At 49.1% G+C, this 890-nt stretch carries 1 protein-coding gene; it reads right to left on the minus strand.

The genetic code is table 11. The features are described from left to right. A partial coding sequence (locus tag ACLJR2_RS23660; protein ID WP_139679664.1) for an IS110-like element ISSaen1 family transposase occupies positions 1–890 on the minus strand: 890 nt, incomplete at both ends.

Consider the following 890-nt stretch of genomic DNA (forward strand, 5'->3'; position numbering starts at 1 on the left):
CTGATTCATATGACCATCATTGTTATTCGTGGCAACCCTGACGACAGCGCGGGCACCATAAATAAAAAGTGTCCGCAGATGCTTGTCGCCTTTTTTCGTCATATTCATCAGCACCTGCCTGTCGCCACTCGAATGCTGGCGTGGAACCAGACCCAGCCATGCAGCAAAGTGGCGACCATTCTTAAATTCAGTTCCTTTGCCAATAGCAGCAACAACGGCCGTGGCCGTTTCAGGACCAATGCCTTTAACTTTGGCGATACGCTGACAGGCTTCTGATTGCCTGAATACTGTTTCAATTTCCTTATCAAAAAAATGGATCCGACGCCCGAGATCGTTAAAGAGATCATAGAGTTCGGCAATTGTTCTGCGCATACGGGAACTTAGACCGTTTTCTGCATCTTCAAGGATAAGAGGAATAGCACGGCGAGCTCTGGAGACAGCACTGCCAATGGGGATCCCCCGGTCAAGTAACAGCCCCCTTATTTGACAGACTGTAGCAGTGCGGTGATTGACAATACGCTGCCTTGCCCGGTGTAAAGCCTGGATATCCTGCTGTTCGGGGCTTTTTGGCGGCACGAACTGCATTGTCGGTTGCATCAGAGCCACTGCGATGGCCTGTGCATCATTACCATCATTTTTTTGCCCGCGGACAAAGGGTTTTACATACTGAGGACTGATGACCTTTACTTTATGCCCCAGTTTCTCAAACTCACGCTGCCAGTAATAAAATGCCCCGGTGGACGCTTCGATCCCAATCAGACATGCAGGAATATTTGCCAGCGTCTGGAGCAATTCTTTTCGGCCAGTGCGTTTCGTATAAACCGGTTTGCCGGCCTGGTTTAACCCGCAGAGCTGAAAAACATTTTTAGCCAGATCAATACCCAGAAATA

Origin of the sequence: Salmonella sp. SAL03688 (assembly GCF_046551895.1) — a bacterium.
GTDB classification, from domain to species: domain Bacteria; phylum Pseudomonadota; class Gammaproteobacteria; order Enterobacterales; family Enterobacteriaceae; genus Salmonella; species Salmonella enterica.